This is a genomic window from Chelonobacter oris (assembly GCF_000772535.1).
GTDB classification, from domain to species: domain Bacteria; phylum Pseudomonadota; class Gammaproteobacteria; order Enterobacterales; family Pasteurellaceae; genus Chelonobacter; species Chelonobacter oris.
Genome location: NZ_JSUM01000017.1, coordinates 25,465 through 45,113, shown reverse-complemented (window position 1 = coordinate 45,113; position 19,649 = coordinate 25,465). Strand labels below are relative to the sequence as shown.

General features: G+C 40.4%; 15 protein-coding genes. 7 read left to right on the top strand and 8 right to left on the bottom strand.

Translation table 11 applies throughout. The features are described 5' to 3' along the window. Window positions 1–89 precede the first annotated feature (89 nt). The 4 genes from OA57_RS11125 to OA57_RS11110 form a co-directional block, all read right to left on the bottom strand. Window positions 90–920: a MurR/RpiR family transcriptional regulator gene (locus tag OA57_RS11125; protein ID WP_034617828.1), complete on the bottom strand. Its 831-nt coding sequence runs from the start codon at window positions 918–920 to the stop codon at window positions 90–92. Window positions 921–1,230: 310 nt separating this feature from the next. After that, window positions 1,231–2,469: a sigma-54-dependent transcriptional regulator gene (locus OA57_RS11120; RefSeq protein WP_034617836.1), complete on the bottom strand. Its 1,239-nt coding sequence runs from the start codon at window positions 2,467–2,469 to the stop codon at window positions 1,231–1,233. Next, window positions 2,456–4,408, bottom strand: a complete 1,953-nt coding sequence (locus OA57_RS11115; protein ID WP_034617825.1) for an ATP-binding protein — start codon at window positions 4,406–4,408, stop codon at window positions 2,456–2,458. Before OA57_RS11115 ends, OA57_RS11120 begins: the two co-directional genes overlap by 14 nt. Then, on the bottom strand, window positions 4,392–5,612 hold the full coding sequence (locus tag OA57_RS11110) for an ABC transporter substrate-binding protein (RefSeq protein ID WP_034617822.1): 1,221 nt from the start codon (window positions 5,610–5,612) through the stop codon (window positions 4,392–4,394). Before OA57_RS11110 ends, OA57_RS11115 begins: the two co-directional genes overlap by 17 nt. A 464-nt stretch (window positions 5,613–6,076) precedes the next feature. Here OA57_RS11110 and OA57_RS11105 point away from each other — a divergent pair, with 464 nt between their 5' ends. Continuing rightward, the gene (locus OA57_RS11105; RefSeq protein ID WP_034617819.1) at window positions 6,077–7,441 is read left to right on the top strand and encodes an MFS transporter; all 1,365 of its coding nucleotides are present in this window, start codon (window positions 6,077–6,079) and stop codon (window positions 7,439–7,441) included. Between the two features lie 173 nt (window positions 7,442–7,614). Here OA57_RS11105 and kdgK read toward each other — a convergent pair whose 3' ends face one another. From kdgK to OA57_RS11085, 4 genes are all read right to left on the bottom strand, one after another. Beyond that, window positions 7,615–8,544, bottom strand: coding sequence for a 2-dehydro-3-deoxygluconokinase (gene kdgK / locus OA57_RS11100; RefSeq protein ID WP_034617818.1), 930 nt, complete (start codon window positions 8,542–8,544; stop codon window positions 7,615–7,617). Window positions 8,545–8,553: 9 nt separating this feature from the next. Continuing rightward, window positions 8,554–9,957, bottom strand: a complete 1,404-nt coding sequence (gene uxaC / locus OA57_RS11095) for a glucuronate isomerase (RefSeq protein WP_034617815.1) — start codon at window positions 9,955–9,957, stop codon at window positions 8,554–8,556. Window positions 9,958–9,960: 3 nt separating this feature from the next. Continuing rightward, window positions 9,961–11,409 carry a mannitol dehydrogenase family protein gene (locus OA57_RS11090; RefSeq protein WP_034617813.1) on the bottom strand — a complete coding sequence of 483 codons (1,449 nt, stop codon included), beginning with the start codon at window positions 11,407–11,409 and terminating at the stop codon, window positions 9,961–9,963. A gap of 78 nt (window positions 11,410–11,487) precedes the next feature. Beyond that, window positions 11,488–12,477 carry a TRAP transporter substrate-binding protein gene (locus OA57_RS11085; RefSeq protein ID WP_034617811.1) on the bottom strand — a complete coding sequence of 330 codons (990 nt, stop codon included), beginning with the start codon at window positions 12,475–12,477 and terminating at the stop codon, window positions 11,488–11,490. Between the two features lie 246 nt (window positions 12,478–12,723). Here OA57_RS11085 and OA57_RS11080 point away from each other — a divergent pair, with 246 nt between their 5' ends. Genes OA57_RS11080 through OA57_RS11055 form a run of 6 tightly spaced genes read left to right on the top strand, consistent with a single transcriptional unit; the run spans window position 12,724 to window position 19,607 of the window. After that, window positions 12,724–13,200 (top strand): TRAP transporter small permease, encoded by a 477-nt coding sequence (locus OA57_RS11080; RefSeq protein WP_034617809.1) that lies wholly within the window; start codon window positions 12,724–12,726, stop codon window positions 13,198–13,200. A 31-nt stretch (window positions 13,201–13,231) separates the two neighbouring features. Beyond that, entirely contained in the window at window positions 13,232–14,533 is a 1,302-nt protein-coding gene (locus OA57_RS11075; protein ID WP_034617806.1) for a TRAP transporter large permease, read from the top strand. 17 nt (window positions 14,534–14,550) lie between these two features. After that, the gene (locus tag OA57_RS11070) at window positions 14,551–16,935 is read left to right on the top strand and encodes a glycoside hydrolase family 31 protein (protein WP_034617803.1); all 2,385 of its coding nucleotides are present in this window, start codon (window positions 14,551–14,553) and stop codon (window positions 16,933–16,935) included. 12 nt (window positions 16,936–16,947) lie between these two features. Continuing rightward, complete coding sequence (locus OA57_RS11065) at window positions 16,948–17,697, top strand: FCD domain-containing protein (RefSeq protein WP_034617799.1); 750 nt, start codon at window positions 16,948–16,950, stop codon at window positions 17,695–17,697. Window positions 17,698–17,717: 20 nt separating this feature from the next. Then, window positions 17,718–18,902 carry a mannonate dehydratase gene (gene uxuA / locus OA57_RS11060; RefSeq protein WP_034617795.1) on the top strand — a complete coding sequence of 395 codons (1,185 nt, stop codon included), beginning with the start codon at window positions 17,718–17,720 and terminating at the stop codon, window positions 18,900–18,902. 57 nt (window positions 18,903–18,959) lie between these two features. After that, the gene (locus tag OA57_RS11055) at window positions 18,960–19,607 is read left to right on the top strand and encodes a bifunctional 4-hydroxy-2-oxoglutarate aldolase/2-dehydro-3-deoxy-phosphogluconate aldolase (RefSeq protein ID WP_034617793.1); all 648 of its coding nucleotides are present in this window, start codon (window positions 18,960–18,962) and stop codon (window positions 19,605–19,607) included. Window positions 19,608–19,649 lie beyond the last annotated feature (42 nt).

Sequence of the window (19,649 nt, the reverse complement as noted above, 5' to 3'; positions counted from 1 at the left end):
CAATGGATTAACACTGAAGCCTATGCCGATAAATTTAAGTAATCGCAACCACCGCACTTTGAAAGAAATCGAAGGGCGGTGGTATCATATTATTCTTGCTTGCGCTTAAATGCCAATGAAATTGCCAGCGTTTGCACCAACGTCATGGTGGCGCATTGTGAACGGAAGCCGCTGACCTGCGCCTCTTTCACAATAAAGGCTTCATCGCTGAAACTGATCAACGGGCTGATTTGGCTGTCGGTTATCGCAATTTGTTTTACCCCGTTTTTGGCGGCGGCATTCATGATATTCAGCGTTTCTTTGGCATAAGGGGAGAAACTGATCGCCACCACCACATCGCCGGGTTTGATCAGGTTCAACTGTTCTTCAAACATGCCGCCCAAGCCGTCGATAATGTAGGAATGGCAGTTTAAATGATGCAATGCATAGTTCAAATAACTTGCCACGCTGAAGGAACGTTTCAGACCGATAATAAAAATATTATTGGCCGAGTCCAGAATATCCACCGCACTTTCCAACTGTTCACGGCTAATTTGCGTGCTGAGCTGCAATAATGCCTGATTGTTGGCTTGAGCAAAAACGCTTAATATTTCATTCGGTGCGCCCTGGGTCGCATTCTCCGGATCAATTTTATCGAACAGCAACGCCCGTTCACTATAATTGACGGTTTCTTCCATCAAATTTTCACGAAATATTTGTTTCATTTCATTAAAACCGCTGTAGCCGAACGCATTGGCGAATCGGATTAACGTTGACGGCGGCACATCAGCCCGCTCGGCAATCACTGCGACGGTATCAAAAACAATGCTGTTTGAGTTATCTAGAATATATTTGGCAACCTGCTTCAAACGTTTGCTCAAATTGTCATAACGATCCCGGATTTGACTTTCCAGCTGCTCCAGCGCTAACGATTTATTCATGTTCTTTTCTCAATAGATGGACTTGTTAATATTATAAGAGCTTTTGTGCCTAATTATAAGTCATTAATTGCTTATTTTTTAATAAAATTGGAAAATTTATTTCATTAGATACCGCTGTTTGAGAAATTTTCCCGGAAGGCTAGGGTAAAGTGCAGTGTAAGCACCCGATCCGATTATTGCCGACAAAATTAGCGATAACTTCCACCATTTCAGTAAACAGTTTGACAGATAATAGTTACAAAATAAATCACCAGCGGTATTTTTCAATTCAGAACAAAATGAGTAGTCAATATTTTTTTATGTTTATGCACTATTCTTTATAATGTTTCTTATTAAGCCCATACTTTTTCATTCTCAAATAAAGTTTTTTACGTGGAATTTGTAAATAATCAGCTGTCGGTTGTACCTTTCCTTGAAAGCGATCTAAAATTTCAATAATAACTTTTTTCTCATATTCATCAACCAGCATATCGAGTGGCAACGTATTCTGTTCATTTTCAGTAATATACACTTGATTATCAAGAACAACCGCACCAACGGCAAATAATTCTGCGGCGTGTATTAATTGATGGACATTTCCTGTCCAATTCTGGATTAATAGATTATGTAAAATATCTTCATTAATAATAGGCTTTTTCTTACCGATCCGTTCACAGGTTATTTTTACAAAATGGCGAAATAAAACCTCTATATCATTCAAGCGTTTTGATAATGGCAAACATTCTAATTGAGTCAAAGAAAATAAATAGCAGAATTCCGGTAATAATTTCTTATGTTCTAATAGCTGACCAAGAGAATGTTTACTGATAAGAATCAAGCGAAATAATTTTTCATTATGCTCATTACGTAATAAAAATCGTTGTGCGGAATCAGATAAGTATTCACTGTTTTTAATAACCAAGGTAGCGTATTGTCCAATTGATAACTGATCTTGTAAAGATTCGAGTGAGCAATAATTAAATAATTCAATTATTTTAATAGGATCGGCAACTCCTGAAATTCGGTGTAAGTATTTTGCAGACAGTGTTTTCCCTGTACCGGATGCACCAAAGATAAAAACAGGCAATAGCGTTTCAGCTAATTGTTGTAAATGCTGCCTATGCGATTTTGCCCAGCCGCTTATCCCAATAAAATTTAAAGCTAATTCTTCTTGCTGCCAAGATTTCCGTTGAATATATAAACAACGTTCATTCAGTGCGCTACGAATACAATTTATCAATTGTTCCGGATTAATCGGTTTTTCTAGAAAATGGAAGGCTCCTTTTCTAACAGCCTCTATCGCCATAGGCACATCACCATGACCGGTAATTAAAATAACAGGTAGGTTTTTATCAAACTGCTGTAATTGCGCCAATAATTCCAAGCCGGAAAGCTCCGGCATAGAAACATCGGTAATAATGACGCCAACCCAATCATCCATAATTTGATTTAGAACCTTGGTCGGATTATTTTCTATACATATGGCATAGTCTTCTTCTAACAGACTTTTGTAAGCGTACAGTACATCAAGATCATCATCAACCAGTAGAATAGTATTATTCGCTATCATTTTGAGCCACACTGTTTTGAAAAATAAGAATAATTTGCGCATGTTTATCTAAAGTAGAAGCAATATACAATTCTCCGTTACATTGCTTTAAAATAGTTTGACAGACTGATAATCCTAATCCGAGCCCCATTTTTTTAGTTGTCATAAAAGGTTTCAGCAGATGCTCGGCATGAAGCAAGCTCCAGCCGATACCATTATCGGTTACGAATACTTGAGTTATATTAACCTCACGCCGGATCTCTATAACCAAATGGGGAACGACGGAATGGCAGGCTTCTAACGCATTACTAAAAAGGTTAACAAAAACTTGTTCAATACGAATGGCATCAGCCAGAACTGTACTTTCACCTTGTATATCTAAGCGGGCATTTTCAATTTTATGTTGTAATTTCAATAGATTCCAAGCAGTCATAATACTTTCTTTTAAATTGAATTCAGCCAGCGTGTTATTACTATCGCTACGCTTGGTAAACTGACGTAACTGCTTAATAATATAATTTATTCGTTCAATTAATAATGCCATTCTGTTTAATTGCTCATGTACTTTAGTGTTATCCTCTTTTTTATGGATTAACTTATTAATATTAAAAAGATAGATGGATAATGCGTTTAAAGGTTGATTAATCTCATGTGCTAAAATTGTCATTGTTTTACCGACCATGGCTAATTTTGCCGATTGAATTAATTCATCTTGTGTATCACGCAAGTTTTGCTCAATCTCGCTACGCTCTTGAGTCATTTTCAGAAATATCTGTAAAAATTTAGCAATTCTGGTAATCTCATCATTACCGTCTACTGTAATTTGAGTGGTTAAATTTCCTTGGCTTAACGATTCTACCGATCGGCTAAGTGCGGTAAAACGTTTAATCAAATTTCCTTTAATATAGGTTTTATTAAAAAAGTATAGGAATAAAAGAGAGAATATAATAGACATTAAAATCAATCCGCCGCTGATATACGTTAACTTTTTTAATGATTCATTTAATAAATTTAAATTTGTATAATTAATTGAAACTTGTTTTCCTACAATTTCTTTTGCTTTATCTAATAAAATATCCTTTTCCTTAATAATTTGGTTAAATTCCTGTTTTGATTCTTGATATTGGGAAAACACAAAGGGGACACCATCCTCTTCTGATAATAATTCAAAGAAAACGTTTAATAGTTGATGCAACGTTACTATACTAGGGTAATTATCAATATATCTGTCGTTTAATATCTTTTTAAGATCCGCTATTGAATCAGAAAAAGAGTGATTTTTATTATAGTTATTTGGGTCTGCATTAAGTAATGTTAATAGTTCACTTCTTAAGTTTTCTTTAATATAAGATAAATTATGGATATGCTGTAATTCGAGCTGTAGTTTGTCCAATTCATTATTCATTGGATTCTTGTTATTGGAATAGCTTTCAAAAATACTAGATTGCTGCCAATTTATTTCTTGTATTAATGACAATGCCTCACTATTAAAATCATCATGCAGCCAATCTATTTTAGTATTAAGTTCATTCATTTTTTGTTTTAATAAAATGGTTTTATAAATATTTCGATCCATAATAGAGAGTATTTTACTTAATTCTTCTGATTGTTCTAATAGTCTAATTTTACTATCTTCATCACTAATGTTACCGGCTAAATATTGAATATTATTCACTTTATCCAGTAGTTTTTGGTGGATTTTTGTTCTGGAAATATTGCTATTCACATTCGTAAGGTGGTTAAAATCATTGATAAAAGCGTTGAAGCCGTCTTCTAACTTAAAAATGAGTTTATCCTGCGGTAGATAATTTTCCAAAATATAGTTAACCTGCCTATTCTGCTGATACCATGAAAGTAATCCTGTTAATCCGACAATAATCGTTAATATCGTGCTGAATCGTAAAGCCTGCCGCAATTTATCTACGATTTTGCTTTCTGGTTTTTTATTCAAAATTTTCAAGATTTTTTATTGCCTCATCATTTTTATTTTGAAAAAAATTAATCCATTCAGACTCTTTTTTAAAAAAGAAGTTCTTATCTTCCTGAACTTTAATTAAGAAATCCTGATTAATATCATCTTCATTAATCGGCATTTGAGTTAATAACTTCCTAATATCAAGTAAACCATGTCCCTGTAGCTTCTCTTTTTTATATAATTCATGCCAAGAATCTTGCAACTGCTTTAATCTAAAAGTAATAGCAAGATCAAATAACTTTTTTACTATAGCTTGTCGTTGCATTAATAATAAATGATTTAATTTTGGTTGTTGTAATAGTCTTTGTTGTGGAAGAAATAGGGAGTTGTTTTTCGATAGATTATCAATTGGGAATTTACCGGAATTTGAATTAAAAATAAAACACTGTCCTTCTTTACTCAATAGAAAGTTGATAAATTCATTTGCTAATTTCTTATTGTGAGATTTCTCATTGATAGCGACAAATGTCGCGGAAGCGATAGAATTCGGAAAATAGTTAAAACCTAGATTTTTATTCTTCAAAACAATATTGGCGTAGCTATCAATGGTTAACCCGGCAGAATCCAGTCCCACTTTTACTTTCTCTGCTACGCCGAAGCTACGGGATGAAATCGTTGAAAAATTAGATGCCATTTCTAACATGGTCGCCCAACCTTGCTGCCATCCTTGTTGCTGTAACAACATCTCCAACATCAGATGAGTTGTTTCTGAACGTGAGGGAGAACTAATAACAAGACTGCCGCCGTATCGCGGATCCAATAAATTATGCCAATCCGTCGGTATATCCAACCCCCTGCTTTTTAACAAGGATTTGTTATATAAGATACCGAAACCGGAAAATGCGACCACCACAGAATGATTTTGTAGTGACTCCGGAACTAACGCATTGTTCTGGCTATTTTTTATTGTATTTCTTGCCAATATCCCTTTATTTTTTAAGTTTTCTAATAAAATAGGAGAAGAACTAAAAATAATATCAATATCATTAGGCTGCATTAAACGTTTTTCTAATGAGAAGGCCGTACGGTTTACTGTTTTTACTTTACTGCCGGAACTTGTACTTTGCCATTCTTCAATCAAATATTGCAATGAATCGACAGACAGTGTTGTGCCGATAGTCAAGACCTCAGATTTAGCCGGCAATATTAAAAATGATAATAGGCAGATTAAAAATCGATATACCGTCATGCCGCTTTCCCTTCTTTAGTTGTGATTAAGATCACAATTTATCAAATTATTTCTGTTTCAACTTTATATGAGAATTCATGCCGGCAACTCGAATTCAAGGTTAAGAAAAAATTTCTCTGCCAGAATCCATAATAATTCTTAGAATTGACACTTTATTTTTTATAAATGAGTCAAAATTGACTCAATATAACCCGGTTGCAGTTAATTCTCAAAACATTAATATAGCCGAAAGTGACATGATTTCAATCTATTTTAAACATAATTAAAGGCGTTTCATATCGGCATATTCAATTTTTTACTGGCTAGACGCTATCGGTTTTCTATTCTATGCCTTTGTTATAAGAATTTTTATTAACTGTAATTTTATCCAGCTGAAAAACAGATATATTTATACTAATTTATAACAGTATATTATTTCTGTTTGATAATAAATACACTACATCTTATTTAATACGGAGTTCAAAATGATTTCATTACTAAAGTCTAGACCGGGAATACCTGTTGCAGATAAAAATATTCTAGTGGAATATAATCGATTAAAATGGAGGGCATTATTTGGAATTTTTATTGGTTATGTCGCTTATTATATTGTGCGTAATAATTTTATTCTATCCACCCCTTACTTGATCAGTGAATATCATTTCACAAAATCCGATATAGGATTGATGTCCGGCGCCATGCTGATTATTTACGGATTGAGTAAAGGCTTCATGAGCGTGTTGGCAGATAAAGCCAATCCGAAGCACTTTATGATTTTTGGTTTGGTACTATCCGCTATCGTTAACCTACTGATGGGTTTCAGTAATGCATTCTGGATGTTTTTTATCTTAGTCATGTTCAACGGTTTGTTTCAAGGTATGGGCGCCGGCCCCGCCTATGTAGTCTTGGCAAACTGGTTTCCTCGTAAATCAAGGGGAATTACAACCGCACTTTTTAATATTTCACATAATGTTGGTGGTGGTTTAATTGCACCGATTGCCGGTGGTGCAATAGCTTATTTAGGCACTGACTATTGGCAAGCCGCCAACTTCACGATTCCGGTGATAATTGTATTTATTATTGCCGCGATTTTTTATTTTTTTGGCGTGGGTAAAACGTATAATGAAGGTCTTCCAGCATTAGTTGATATTCTAAAAAATGAAGATGAAGAGCTCGTTATCAATAAACAAGATACATCATCACTGACCTCTTGGGAAATATTCAAAAAGTATATTTTAAGAGATATTAATGTATGGTTTGTTTCTTTTATCGATGTTTTTACGTATATGATTCGATTTGGCGTACTGACTTGGTTGCCTCTGTATCTATTGGAGACGAAAGGTTTTACCAAGGGAGAGATGTCCATTGCATTTGCGATTTTTGAATGGGCAGCCATTCCTTCAACCATCTTGGCCGGCTGGATAACAGATACCTACTTTAAAGGAAAAAGAATGCCGCTGGCAATCATCACGTTAATCGGTGTCGGAATTGCCATTTTCGCTTATTGGGGAGGGCAGGATTTGTTAACGGTGACAATTGGAGCCGGCGTTATCGGTTGTTTAATTTATGTCCCGATGTTTTTGTCTTCTTTGCAAACCATAGAGCTGGTTCCCCCATTTGCGGCAGGATCAGCCACCGGATTACGCGGGCTACTAAGCTATGTTGTCGGCAGTTTTTCAGGAACCGCACTCTTTGGTATTTTAGCGCAAAAATTTGGTTGGAATGCCGGCTTTTATTTACTGCTCTTTGCTGTTTTCGGTTGTATTTTCTGCTGTATTATGACTCACAGAGGTGTAATAAAGTTAGAGCACAAAAAAGCAGAACGTTTAAACGGGCTAAACGATAACTAATTTTCTGCCGTTAAATTGTATAACAGCCGAGTAACTGGTGGATTTTAGCAAATAAAGCGTTCTATTTGATAATTAACGAACAGTAACTCGGCTGAAATAGAAAACCGTTACGTTTATGTGTAAGGTAAAAGCGTAAATAAATAACCCTGCCATAGTGGCAGGGTTTTGCTTGATTACATCACCTCCAACGGAATAATCGCCCCCCGATGTTGAATCACTGTACTGGCGAGACGATGTCCCTGTTTTGCCGCTTGTTCGGCGGATTCACCGCTTAAGCGTGCTGCCAGATAACCGGCACTGAATGAATCGCCGGCGGCAGTGGTGTCGAGTATGTTTTCAGCGGCGATTTTATTTGCCGGAATATCAAAACGCTGTTCACCAAATGCGACGATGCAGCTTTCCGCTCCCCGTTTAATCACGATTTCAGCGACGCCGTAACCTTGCGTGCGTGCGATAATGTCCTCAACCGCACTTTGCGATTGCGCAGCCCAAAGTGCGGTTTCATCGTCCAATGTTAAAAAAGCAATGTCGGTCAATGACAAAATCCGTCGGTACACTTGTTGTGCCGTGGCGACGTCTTGCCACAGGCGCGGGCGATAGTTGTTATCAAACATGAGTTTGCCGCCATTGCGCTTAAATTCGGTAAGAAAAGCATATAACGTTTCACGGCTGGATTGATCCAAAATCGCCACGCTGATGCCGCTTAAATACAGGTAATCAAAGCCGAGCAGTTGTTGCAGCAGTTGCGCACTGTCGGCGGTTTTCAGCAGATAGCGAGCCGCCGAGTCATTGCGCCAGTAATAGAAACTGCGTTCGCCTTGTTCGTCGGTGACGATTGAATACAAGCCCGGCAATTTATCCGCCAGTTGCTGCACAAGTGCGGTTTGAATGCCTTCCTGCTGCCAATTTGTCAGCATTTGTTCGCTGAACGGATCTTGCCCGAGTGCGGTGACATAATAAATATCAACCGCACTTTCACGTAGTAATCGGGACAAATATACTGCGGTGTTTAAGGTGTCGCCGCCAAACCCGAGTTTGGGTGACTGTGTATCTTTCAATGCCAGCTCAAGCATACACTCGCCGAGAATCGCTATTTTTTTCATGCAAACACCTTATTTAAAGTAGTTTTTTGCATTATTAAAACAAATGTCTTGCACCATATTGCCTAATAAGCTGAGATCATTCGGTGCTTCACCTTTTTCCACCCATTGTCCCAACATTTCGCATAAAATACGTCGAAAATATTCATGGCGGGTATATGATAAAAAGCTGCGTGAATCAGTCAGCATGCCGACAAACCGGCTTAACAAGCCTAGTTGCGAAAGTTGTTGCAGTTGCCGCTCCATACCGTCTTTTTGATCATTAAACCACCAACCTGAACCAAACTGAATCTTGCCTGCAACACCGCCGCCTTGAAAATTGCCAATCATACTGGCGATCATTTCGTTATCTCGTGGGTTTAAGCAATAGATAATGGTTTTCGGCAGTTTGCCGTTTTTATCGATGTTGTCCAATAAACGAGATAACGGTTCGGCAAAAGTGCGGTCGGCGATGGAGTCAAAGCCGACATCCGCGCCTAACAGCTTGAACATTCGGGTGTTATTATTGCGTAGTGCGCCAATATGCAGCTGCATAATCCAATTCAGGCGATGATATTGTTCACCCAGCCACACTAAAACAGCCGTGCTGAATTGTGCGATTTGCAGTTCGCTTAACGGCTGATTATTTCTGCGTAATTTCAGAATATTATCCAGTTCGCTTTCTGCCGGAATAGGTGCATAACGTAAAATTTCAATACCATGATCGGCAGATTTGCAGCCGTGTAAATCAAAATGTGCCAAGCGACTCAATACGGCTTGTTGCAAATCGGCAAAGGTTATAATCTCCACTTCACTGACCGCACTAAGTTGCGCTAAATACTCATTAAATTGCGGTAATTCGATTTTGAAGATTTTATCCGGACGGAAACTCGGCACGACTTCAATATCAAAAGAAGCATCGTCGGCGATGTCTTTATGATATTGCAGCGTATCAATCGGATCATCGGTTGTGCCAGCCAGTTTAACATTCATTTGTTGCATAATGCCGCGTGCCGAAAATCGACTATCTTGCAGCATTTCGTTGCATTGCTGCCAAATTTTATCGGCATTTTGCGGATTAAACAGAGTATTGTTAATACCGAACGGACGGCGCAGCTCTAAATGTGTCCAGTGATAAATCGGATTGCCGATACACTGCGGCACCGTTTTTGCCCATGCTTGATATTTCTCATAATTGCTTGCATTGCCGGTGATCAAACGTTCTTCTACACCGGCAGTGCGCAATGCACGCCATTTATAATGATCGCCCTCTAACCAAATTTCGCTTAAATCTGCAAATTGGCGATTTTCAGCAATGTCTTTTGGATTTAAATGACAGTGATAATCGAAAATTGGTTGTTCGGCGGCATAATCATGATACAAGCGGCGCGCAGTTTCGGATGACAGTAAAAAATTTTCACACATAAATGCTTTCATATTTTACTCCTGCACTAAATAGGCAGCCACCGCTTGACGGGCACCTTGTTCAAGCAACGTTTGGTATGCCATGTGTACTTGTGCGACAAAAGTCGGATTGGCAGCCAAATCAGCAGGGAAAATATTCTCCAATTTCAGTAATTCATCCACCACCGCGACATTCAAACCGCACTTGGCATAAATCGCTGCAAACTGTTCTGCCATTGGATCTTTAACTTCAATTGGCTGATTATTTTCATCAGTGCCGCTGACATAACGAATCCAACCTGCGACAGTCAGAGCCAACAATGGGAATGGCGTTTGGTTTTCCAGATGAAAAGCGATGGATTCCAATAAGCGCGGCGGTAATTTTTGGCTACCGTCCATTGCAATTTGCCAAGTGCGGTGCTTCAGACTCGGGTTGGTGAAGCGCTCGATCAGTAAATCGGCATAACGGCGCAAATCGATGCCTTCCGGCATTGAAAGCGTCGGCGCCTGTTCATTCAGCATTAGGTTTAATGCTGCCCGCCGATAATGAGGGTCTTGCATGGTATCGGAAATATGTTGATAGCCGCCCAAATAGCCCAGATAGGCCAAGAATGAATGGCTGCCGTTTAGCATACGTAATTTCATTTGCTCAAACGGACGCACGTCTTGTACCAGTTCGGCACCGACCCATTCCCACTGTGGGCGACCGGCAACAAAATTATCTTCAATGACCCATTGTTTGAATTCTTCACAGGCAATGCCGCACGGATCGTCATAGCCTAAAATATCAGCAATCTCTTGCAAGGTTTCTTCCGTTGCCGCCGGTACAATCCGATCCACCATGGTGCAAGGGAAAGTAACATTCTGTTCAATCCATTGTGCTAACGCATTATCAATTTGGTATGCCAATCCTAAAACCGCACTTTTGGCAATATGCCCGTTTTCCATCACATTGTCGCAAGACATTACAGTGAACGGTTCGAGATTGCGTATTTTACGGCGGCGCAGCGCTTCGACAATATAGCCGATAGCCGAGACTGGTTGTTGCGGATGGGCTAAATCCTGCTGAATCAACGGATTATTCAGATCCAGTTTTCCGGTCGCCAGATCGGTGCAATACCCTTTTTCGGTGACGGTCAGCGACACAATGGCGATCTGCGGCTCCGCCATTTTTTCCAACACGGCTTCAACACCGTCCAGTTGCGCGTGTAACGCTTCACAAACCGAATTGATGATTCTTGCAGTACTTTTGCCGTTGCCTTTTTCCAATACGCAATATTGTAGATTCTGCTTTTTCAGTAAGTTGATCAGGCTTTCGCCACCAATTAAATTTACTTCGGCATAACCCCAATCACTGTCTGAAATCCGTGCCAGTTGATCGGCAAATAACGCTTGGTGCGCACGATGGAACGCCCCGAAACCGAGATGGAGGATTTTGCTTTGCAGGCTGTTTTTAGCATAGGTCATTTGTTGGGTTTCATTCATACCATTTCCTTAATCCGTTGTTTTATAAAAAGAGGATACTGTTCTAAAAATCAGTATCCTCTTGATATATTTTGTTATTTATTCCACTAGAGCATCAATTTTTTGGATGTATTCACCGATAGTCGGATTGCTTAACGCTTTATCGTGCATACTTTTTACCGCATCGATAAAGGGTTGCTTTTCAACTTCAACAAATTCAACTCCCATTTTATCTTTGGCTTCCTGAACATTTTCCGCAATCATTTTTATCCATAAATCTTTGTGATACATCATTGAAGCATCAGCAGCTTGTTTTAATGCATGTTGCTGTTCTGGCGTTAATTTAGCCCAGGCTTTTTCACCGATAACCAACACATCGGGAATCATGGTATGTTCGTCCTGACTGTAATATTTTGCTACTTCGCCGTGACGTGCCAACGTTAATGCCGTCGGGTTGTTTTCAGCGCCATCAACGACTTTCTGTTGTAAGGCGGTATAGAGTTCCCCGTAAGCCAGCGGCGTTGGTGAAGCACCCATTAATTTAATCATTTCAACCGCACTTGGGCTTGGTTGTACACGGATTTTCATGCCGACCAAATCCGCCGGAGAAAGAATCGGTTTATTGGCGTAAAAACTGCGCGCACCGCCGTCATAGTAAGTCAAACCGATAAATCCTTTGCCTTTAGAAGAGGCTAAGATCTTTTGTCCGATGTCATCATCGGCCAGAACTCGGTAATAGTGATCCGCATTACGGAATAAATAAGGCAGGTTATATGCGCCATATGCGCTTTCAAATGTTTCCAATTCACTGGCATTGGATTTTGCCATATCCAGCGAGCCGGATTGTAACAATTCCATTGATTCGCGTTGAGTGCCGAGCTGGCTATTCGGATAGATACGAACAACCACTTCGCCATCGGTTAATTTTTTGACTTCATCGGCCATATACTGCATGGAGATATGCACTGGATGTGTTTTATCGTTGTTATGGCTTAATTTTAATGTCGTTTTTGCGGCGGCACTGAAGGCGAGGCCTGTCGATAAAATGGCGGCTAAAGCACATGAAAGAATATTTTTCTTGGTAAACATAAAAGAGTCTCCGTTTTGGTTACTGCTCAGTATAGTTAAGCGTTTTGCCCACAATCCTGATCTGTTTCTTTGGTCGTGGTTAGCCGAAATCGTACAAGCTATTCTCAAGAGATCAAGCCAATATAAGCATATTGGTGAACCAGATCACAAAATAAATAATTTCCAATTGCCTAAAAATCCCCTTTCTGTATATTTTGGTATGCCAAAATAAAACAAAACTACTATTATTTTTTATTAAGGGATATTATGGCTAAATTCATATCAACAATAGATAAAGCGCTATCCGCCCTATGCGTTACGTTAAGCGTTCTTTTGGTCGTTTGTGTGGTGTGGCAGGTATTTTCACGCTACGTGCTGAGTCAACCGAGTACTTATACCGATGAGATTGCCCGCTTCTTGTTTATTTGGGTCGGGCTAATCGGTGCAGCCTATGCACTAGGGCAAAAAAAGCATCTTGCAATTGATTTGCTTCTAACAAAATTGGATGCATTTCCGAAAAAACAAAAATCTCTTAATCTCTTTATCCATATTGCCAGCCTATCATTTACGGTGCTGATTATGTGCTATGGCGGTGGAAAACTGGTATTGGATACGATGGGCGGGGGGCAAATTTCGCCCGTTTTAGGCATTCAAATGGGGTGGGTTTATTTTGCTATTCCGCTCAGTGGGCTTTTTATGCTGATTTATCTCATCAGAGATATTTTGAACGATCTACGCTTTTAACCCGTATCCTAATAAATAAAAGGTAAATAATATGGAATGGTCTACCGTTATTGTACTTTGCTCTACATTCTTTTTCCTTCTCTTTGCCGGCGTGCCGATATCGTTTTCTATCGGGCTCGCTTCTTTAATCACCATCATGCTGTCAATTCCTTTTGATGCTGCGATTACCGTTATTTCACAAAAAATGGCTTCAGGTCTGGATAGTTTTTCATTGTTGGCCATTCCGTTTTTTATTCTGGCCGGCAATATTATGAATCGAGGAGGGATCGCACTCAGATTAATTGAATTTGCCAAAGTAATAGGTGGTCGCTTGCCGGGGTCGCTGGCTCATGTCAATGTCTTGGCAAATATGATGTTCGGCTCTATTTCCGGTTCCGCCGTTGCCTCAGCCGCAGCTGTCGGCGGTACGATGGCGCCGTTGCAAAGAAAAGAAGGATATGATCCGGCTTTTTCCGCGGCGGTCAACATCACCTCTTCCCCGACAGGATTATTGATCCCACCGAGTAATACGTTTATCGTTTACTCTCTGATTTCCGGCGGCACGTCTATCGGCGCCTTATTCTTGGCCGGCTATATTCCGGGCATTCTGATGGGATTATCCATCATGTTGGTTATAGGGTTTATTGCTAAAAAACGAAATTATCCCGTCTCACCAAAACCCAGTAAATCGGAAGCGATCAAAAAAACCTTAGATGCCTTACCAAGTCTCGGCTTAATCGTCGTCATTATGGGCGGGATTGTCGGCGGTATTTTTACCGCAACGGAAGCCTCTGCGTTTGCCGTAGTTTATACATTGGTTCTGGCGGTTATTTTTTACCGGGAAGTCTCACTCAAGCAGCTCCCAAAAATTATTCTGGATTCCGTCGTCACCACATCGATTGTTCTTTTATTAATCGGTACGTCAATGGGAATGTCATGGGCAATGGCAAATGCCGATATTCCTTATACTATCAGCGATGCTTTATTGAATATCTCAGAAAACCCTATCGTGATTTTGTTGATCATCAACATTATTTTATTGGTGGTCGGTATTTTTATGGACATGACGCCGGCACTGTTAATTTTCACACCGATCTTTTTCCCGATCGTGACCGAATTGGGCATGGATCCGGTACATTTCGGGGTATTAATGGCGTTTAACTTATCTATCGGCATCTGTACTCCACCGGTCGGCAGCGCGTTATTCATCGGCTGCTCAGTCGGTGGCGTCAGGATTGATCGAGTGATCAAACCCCTACTACCGTTTTATGCAGTGCTGATCGTAGCATTGATGTTAGTCACATTTATTCCTGAATTGAGTTTAGCGCTTCCACGTATTTTCTTAGGATATTAATTGGGCGGGATATCAAAATGAAAACATTGAAAAATTGGCAGTTACTGAATCAAGACAATAATCGTATTGATATACAGTGCGAATACCATTGGAAATTACATATTTTTGTATTGGAAGACGATATCTTCCGTGTTGTATTTAGTCAGCACGATAATTTCAGAGTTCCACAAACCTGGGCGGTTACCCCAAATCAGACGGATATTGCGTGGCAAGGGCGTGATCGCTGGCTTCCGGATCACTTCTCACTGCCTGCCTATTCGGTAACCGAGCATAAGAGCGGTATTGCAATTGAAACCGGACGGCTTAAAGTGATTGTACACCGGCCTCTATGGCTAGAATGGCAATATAACCATGACGGTGAGTGGCGAACGTTTGTTGCGGATCGCAAAACGGGCGCTTACTTATTCGGTATTTCCAGTCCTCAAATTTCACATTTTTTACAGCGAAACGTATCCGAACACTATTATGGTTTGGGCGAAAAAACAGGCAATTTGAATCGCCACGGACGGCGTTTTGAAATGCGTAATTTAGATGCGATGGGTTATAACGCTGAAACGACTGATCCGCTGTATAAACACATTCCTTTTTATATTACCCACACAGAAGAGGTCAGCTACGGTTTGTATTATGATAATTTGGCCTCTTGCTGGTTCAGATTAGGCAGCGAAATTGATAACTATCATAGTTATTACCGCAGTTATCAAGCGGAAGACGGTGATCTTGATTATTATATGATGTTGGGGCCTCGAATTCTGGATGTGACCAAAAAATATACGGCATTAACCGGAGGAACTGCTTTTGGCCCTAAATGGAGTCTGGGGTATAGCGGCTCCACCATGCATTATACCGATGCCCCCGATGCGCAAGAGCAATTAAAAAAATTTGTTGATTTATGCCATCAACATACGATTCCGTGTGACTCATTTCAGTTATCGTCCGGCTATACTTCAATCGGCGATAAGCGCTATGTCTTCCACTGGAATCATGACAAAGTGCCGCAGCCGAAAGAGATGAGCGCTTATTTCCACAACGCCGGAATGAAATTGGCTGCCAATATCAAGCCTTGTTTATTACATGACCACCCCAAATACAATGAAGTTGCGCAAGCAGGTCTGTTTATCAAAGATTCTGAATCCGATCATCCGGAAATTTCTGTTTTTTGGGATGATGAAGGATCCCATTTAGATTTCACCAATCCGAATACTATTTCTTGGTGGAAGAATAACATTAAAAAACAGTTACTTGAATACGGCATTGATTCGACTTGGAATGATAATAATGAATTTGAAGTTTGGGATAATAACGCCAAATGCCATTATTTTGGTAAAGGATTGCCGATTAAATTGATTCGGCCTTTACAGCCGTTATTAATGATGAAAGCCTCTTACGAAGCGCAAACGGAATATGCCCCGAATATTCGCCCTTATCTTATTTCACGCTCCGGCTCGCCGGGCATGAACCGCTATGTACAAACCTGGTCCGGCGATAATCGTACCAATTGGAATACGCTACGTTATAATATCAAAATGGGATTAGGCATGAGCCTGTCGGGTCTTTATAATGTCGGCCATGATGTCGGCGGATTTTCCGGCAATAAACCGGATCCCGAGTTATTTGTACGCTGGGTGCAAAATGGTGTTATGCACCCGCGTTTCACCATTCACTCTTGGAATGACGACCAAACGGTTAATGAACCTTGGATGTATCCCGAAGTAACGCCGATTATTCGTGAAGCCATTAAATTGCGTTATCGGTTAATGCCATATCTCTATAATTTGTTGTGGAAAGCACACCATGAACATGAACCTATGCTAAGACCGACTTTTCTTGACCATGAATCGGACAGTAAAACCTTTGAGGAAAATGACGATTATCTTTTAGGACAAGATTTATTGGTTGCTTCAGTTGTTGAAGCGCAACAGATTACACGCGAAGTTTATTTACCGAATAATCAGTACGGATGGTATGATTTCTATACACATCAATGGTTTGCAGGAAAACAAACCGTCACGGCTGATGCTCCGCTTGAAAGAATACCCTTGTTTATTAAAGCCGGCAGTATTCTTCCATTATCGGGAATAAACCTCAAAAATACTCGACAAGACAATCAACGTGAATTGCTCATTATGCCGTTTCCGGATAAAGGCAGTACAACGATAACGTTATTTGACGATGACGGCACCAGTTTCAATTATTTAAAAAATGAATATCTCTGTTTGGAATTGAAGATGACTTGCTCCGAGAATAAGATAGATCTTACCATTCATAAAAAAGGCACTTTTATTCCCGATTATACGGAAATATCATTAACGCTGCCTGTTGGAGAAAAAAGAACACTGATTGTGAACGGCATCACAAGTTCGAATAATAAAATTAATCTTACGGATATCAAAAATAATTAAAGGTTGTTGGCTATGGAAAATGAACTACGCTCCTATAAAAAGATAGGATTACTATTAAAAGAACGGCTTGCTACGGGTATATATCATATCGGCGAAAGACTACCGACGGAACGTGATTTTGCCGAAGAATTCGGCGTGAGCCGAACGGTCATTCGCGAGGCCTTAATCATGCTGGAGCTTGAAAACCTGATTGATATCAAAAAAGGTTCCGGTGTTTATGTTACCGCACTTCCGATCGCTGCAAATGATGAAAAAGACAATATTTTCTCCGATATCGGCCCTTTTGAATTATTGCAGGCACGGCAACTGTTAGAAAGTAGTATCGCCGAATTTGCAGCCATTCAGGCAACCAAAAAAGATATTGATAAACTAAAATCCATATTAAATCAGGAAAGAAAAAATCTGGAACAGGGCGATGAAGATTATATTGCCGATGAGGATTTTCATTCGACCATTGCTGAAATAACACAAAATGAAGTACTGGTCAGAATGCAAAAAGATCTTTGGAAATATCGAACCGACAGCGAAATGTGGAAAGGACTGCATACGCATATTCCCAACCAAAGTTATCGCTATTTATGGTTGCAAGATCATGAAAATATTATCACGGCAATCCAGAGAAAAGATCCTGCCTTGGCAAGAAAAGCCATGTGGCAGCACTTGGAAAATGTCAAACAAAAACTGTTTGAACTGTCCGATGTTGAGGATCCTGATTTCGACGGTTATTTATTTAGCGTAAATCCGATTACAGTTGGAATTTAATTTATTTATAGGAGCAAAAAATGGAACAAACATGGCGTTGGTACGGACCGAATGATCCGGTATCGTTGAGTGATATTCGGCAGGCAGGGGCAACAGGGATTGTAACCGCACTTCATCATATCCCGAACGGACAAGTGTGGCGTGTAGAAGACATTGAAAAACGCAAAGCACAAGTCGAGCAGGCGGGGTTGGTTTGGTCAGTGGTGGAGAGCGTGCCGGTGCATGAAGAGATTAAAACACAAACCGGACAATATCAAATCTGGATCGAAAACTATAAACAAACGCTCAGAAATTTGGCAAAGTGCGGTATAGATACGGTTTGTTATAATTTTATGCCGGTGCTGGACTGGACTCGCACCGATTTGGCATACCAATTACCGGACGGTTCTAAAGCATTGCGTTTTGACCAAGATGCTTTTGCCGCATTCGAACTGTATATTCTGCAACGTCCGGGCGCAACTGAAACGTATAGCCAAACCGAGCAACAAGCGGCTAAAGCTTATTTTGATAAAATGAGTGAGCAGGATATTCAACAGCTGACTAATACTATCATTGCCGGCTTACCGGGTGCTGAAGAAGGCTATACTTTAGCTGAGTTTCAACAACAACTGGATCGCTATCAAGGAATTAGTAAAGAGCAATTCCGTCAACATTTAGCATATTTTTTACAACAAATTATTCCTATAGCACAAGAAGCCGGAATTAAGATGGCGATTCATCCAGACGATCCGCCGCGTCCGATTTTAGGTTTGCCGCGTATTGTGTCGACTATTGAAGATATGCAGTGGTTTGTGGAAACGCAACCTTTAGCAGCAAATGGTTTCACCATGTGCACCGGTTCTTATGGTGTTCGTTCCGACAACGATTTGGTCAACATGACCAAACAATTCGCCGATCGGATTTATTTCGCCCATTTGCGCTCTACTTGTCGTGAAAACAATCCGTTAAGTTTCCACGAAGCGGCACATTTAGAGGGTGATGTGGATATGTTTAATATAGTGAAAGCACTGCTGACCGAAGAATATAAACGCAAAGCAAATGGTAATACTCGTCTTATTCCAATGCGCCCTGATCATGGTCATCAGATGTTGGACGATTTGCATAAAAAAACCAACCCCGGCTATTCCGCCATCGGTCGTCTGAAAGGATTGGCAGAGTTTCGCGGCTTAGAGCTGGCATTGAAGAGAGTTTATTTTAATCAATAGGATAGTTAGAATACAGGGGCTGAATTTTTGCTCCTGTAACTAAACAAGGAGCTTTAAATGTCGTGGAAATTACAACCAAGTGCGGTTTTTGCCGCTTCTCCGTTAGTGCCGGTGATGGTGATTAAAAATTTGGATGATGCGCTGCCGATGGCGCAGGCGTTGTCGGACGGGGGAATTAATGTATTTGAAATTACCTTGCGAAGTGCGGTTGCGTTGGAAGCCATTAAACTGATCAGTGAAGCGATGCCGCAAACGTTGGTTGGTGCCGGCACGGTGATTTCACCACAGCAGTATGATGATGCGGTAGCCGCCGGAGCGAAATTTGTGATTTCGCCGGGGGCGACGGTTTCGTTGCTAAAACATGCCGTGCAAGGCGACGTACCGTTAATGCCCGGTACGTCAACGCCGTCGGAAATGATGACCGCACTTGAGTTGGGTTATGATCATTTGAAATTTTTCCCGGCGGAAGCCAACGGCGGTGCGCCTGCGCTAAAAGCGATTTCAGCGCCATTGCCGCAACTCACCTTTTGTCCGACCGGTGGAATCAGCCCAGAAAATGTCGAACGGTATCTGGCGTTGGATTGTGTAGCAACCGTCGGCGGTTCGTGGATTCTGCCGAATGATGCCATTGCTGCCGGAAACTGGCAGGAAGTCACGCGTTTAACGCAGGAAGCGGTGGCGTTTATTCAAAATTTGCGCCGATAAAATGCTTTTCCGGAAAAAGCCGCACTTTAGCATAGCGTAAAG

Coding starts and splice junctions, on each gene's coding strand:
- OA57_RS11125 (WP_034617828.1), bottom strand. CDS start 920: ATGAATAAATCGTTAGCGCTGGAGCAGCTGGAAAGTCAAATCCGGGAT.
- OA57_RS11120 (WP_034617836.1), bottom strand. CDS start 2,469: ATGATAGCGAATAATACTATTCTACTGGTTGATGATGATCTTGATGTA.
- OA57_RS11110 (WP_034617822.1), bottom strand. CDS start 5,612: ATGACGGTATATCGATTTTTAATCTGCCTATTATCATTTTTAATATTG.
- OA57_RS11105 (WP_034617819.1), top strand. CDS start 6,077: ATGATTTCATTACTAAAGTCTAGACCGGGAATACCTGTTGCAGATAAA.
- kdgK (WP_034617818.1), bottom strand. CDS start 8,544: ATGAAAAAAATAGCGATTCTCGGCGAGTGTATGCTTGAGCTGGCATTG.
- uxaC (WP_034617815.1), bottom strand. CDS start 9,957: ATGAAAGCATTTATGTGTGAAAATTTTTTACTGTCATCCGAAACTGCG.
- OA57_RS11090 (WP_034617813.1), bottom strand. CDS start 11,409: ATGAATGAAACCCAACAAATGACCTATGCTAAAAACAGCCTGCAAAGC.
- OA57_RS11085 (WP_034617811.1), bottom strand. CDS start 12,477: ATGTTTACCAAGAAAAATATTCTTTCATGTGCTTTAGCCGCCATTTTA.
- OA57_RS11080 (WP_034617809.1), top strand. CDS start 12,724: ATGGCTAAATTCATATCAACAATAGATAAAGCGCTATCCGCCCTATGC.
- OA57_RS11075 (WP_034617806.1), top strand. CDS start 13,232: ATGGAATGGTCTACCGTTATTGTACTTTGCTCTACATTCTTTTTCCTT.
- OA57_RS11070 (WP_034617803.1), top strand. CDS start 14,551: ATGAAAACATTGAAAAATTGGCAGTTACTGAATCAAGACAATAATCGT.
- OA57_RS11065 (WP_034617799.1), top strand. CDS start 16,948: ATGGAAAATGAACTACGCTCCTATAAAAAGATAGGATTACTATTAAAA.
- uxuA (WP_034617795.1), top strand. CDS start 17,718: ATGGAACAAACATGGCGTTGGTACGGACCGAATGATCCGGTATCGTTG.
- OA57_RS11055 (WP_034617793.1), top strand. CDS start 18,960: ATGTCGTGGAAATTACAACCAAGTGCGGTTTTTGCCGCTTCTCCGTTA.